The sequence below is a fragment of the Streptomyces sp. NPDC002513 genome, from assembly GCF_053595355.1.
This window is the reverse complement of sequence record NZ_JBSFXK010000163.1, coordinates 1-1,519: the sequence shown is the minus strand read 5'-3', so window position 1 is coordinate 1,519 and position 1,519 is coordinate 1. Positions and strand designations below refer to the sequence as shown.

Here is a 1,519-nt window from a genome sequence, read left to right as displayed (position 1 = left end):
GTGTCCGCTCGGGGTATGTCTCACCAGCTATGTGCCCACTCGCCACAAGATCAGAACCCTACCCGACCAAGATCACACTACGGAAGCGACGTTGCATGACAGCCAGCCAGCCAGTCAGGCACTGGGAACTTCGGACATCCGAAGGCGACGGTGGATTACAGCAATTTTACGACGACCACCTCGATGGCAATCGAGATTTGGACTATCTCCGTGACGTGCGGTGCCGAGGGCCGGTGGAAATCTCGACATCTTCGAGTTCAGCGGCCCAGCGAGCCGCCTTTGACAGAAGGCGTGTTCGCGTATGACGGACAGCGTGCCGGCATGCCTCAGTCCGGTCCACAAGTGGAGTCCACTCGGCGGCCGGGGCCCCGGTGACCGCTGAATCAGCAACACGAAAGGCAGCACACCAACATGGCAAGTTCAGCTCTCAAGAAGGTCCTCGTCACAGGGGCGGGTACCGGCTTCGGGTATGAAGCTGCCATGCGCTTGGCGGAAAAAGGCTTCGATGTGATCGCCGCGGTGGAGATCTACGCCCAGGTCCAGACGCTGAAGCGGCAGGCGGCCGAGCGAAGAGTGAACCTGCAGGTCGAGAAGCTCGATGTCACCAACGACGGTGATCGTCGCAAAGCCCTCAACTGGGGTGTGGAGATCCTCGTGAACAACGCAGGAGTCGGCGAAGGCGGCTCAACAGTCGACATTCCCGCACCGAACATCCGGCATCAGTTCGAGGTCAACGTCACCGGACCCCTGCTCCTCACTCAGGGGATTGCCAAGCAGATGGTCAAGCGCGGCGCCGGAAGAATCGTTTGGGTCTCATCCCGAGAGGGCTTGAACGTCAACCCCTTCACCGGCATCTACTCCGCTTCCAAGCATGCGGTCGAGGCGATCGCCGAAACCATGGCCTACGAGCTGCAGGAGCACAACATCGAAGTCGCAACGGTTAATCCGGGGCCATTCCTGACCGGCTTCAACGACCGCATGTTCCAGACCTGGGAGAGCTGGGAGGACGACCCGTCTCAGCGGCTTTTTGACTACTCCAAGCTCGCCTTCCCCCGAGCACAGTTCGATCCTGAAGCGGTCTATGCGACATTGACGTCCGTCGCTGCCGGAGAGGTCGACAGTTTCCGCAATCTGGAGCCCACGTCGATGGTCGAAGAGACCAAGCGCCTCCAGCAGGTTCCCTGGGAGCGCAAGGTCACGGATGGCCTCGGGACCCGGCATCAGGCCATCCAGCACTCCTACGAGATGCAGCCTGAGACTCCCGTCGCCGGCTGACCGCTTCCCGACGGACCGCAAGCAGTCCGACCTGAGACGCGCTGGAGCCGATCACAGCCGGACGACGGTGATCGCAGACGGCGGCTACCGAGGCACCAGCCCGGTCATCCGGCGCGGTCGCGAGAAGGGCCAGGCAGAAACTGCCGCAATAAGAACTCCTAACAGAATGCTGCAACTCGCCTCGGAATGAAGGGGTCTGATGACTTGTTAGCCTGCACATGAGAAGGGGTGAGCGGCCGCCGTG

At 61.3% G+C, this 1,519-nt stretch carries 1 protein-coding gene; it reads left to right on the top strand.

The window, feature by feature from the left end; translation table 11 throughout:
• Positions 1 to 411: 411 nt before the first annotated feature.
• The gene (locus tag ACWD5Q_RS35495) at positions 412 to 1,275 is read left to right on the top strand and encodes an SDR family oxidoreductase (protein ID WP_451431188.1); all 864 of its coding nucleotides are present in this window, start codon (positions 412 to 414) and stop codon (positions 1,273 to 1,275) included.
• Positions 1,276 to 1,519 lie beyond the last annotated feature (244 nt).

Bases quoted from the DNA above. Each gene is read 5' to 3' on its own strand.
- ACWD5Q_RS35495 (WP_451431188.1), top strand. From the start codon at position 412: ATGGCAAGTTCAGCTCTCAAGAAGGTCCTCGTCACAGGGGCGGGTACC.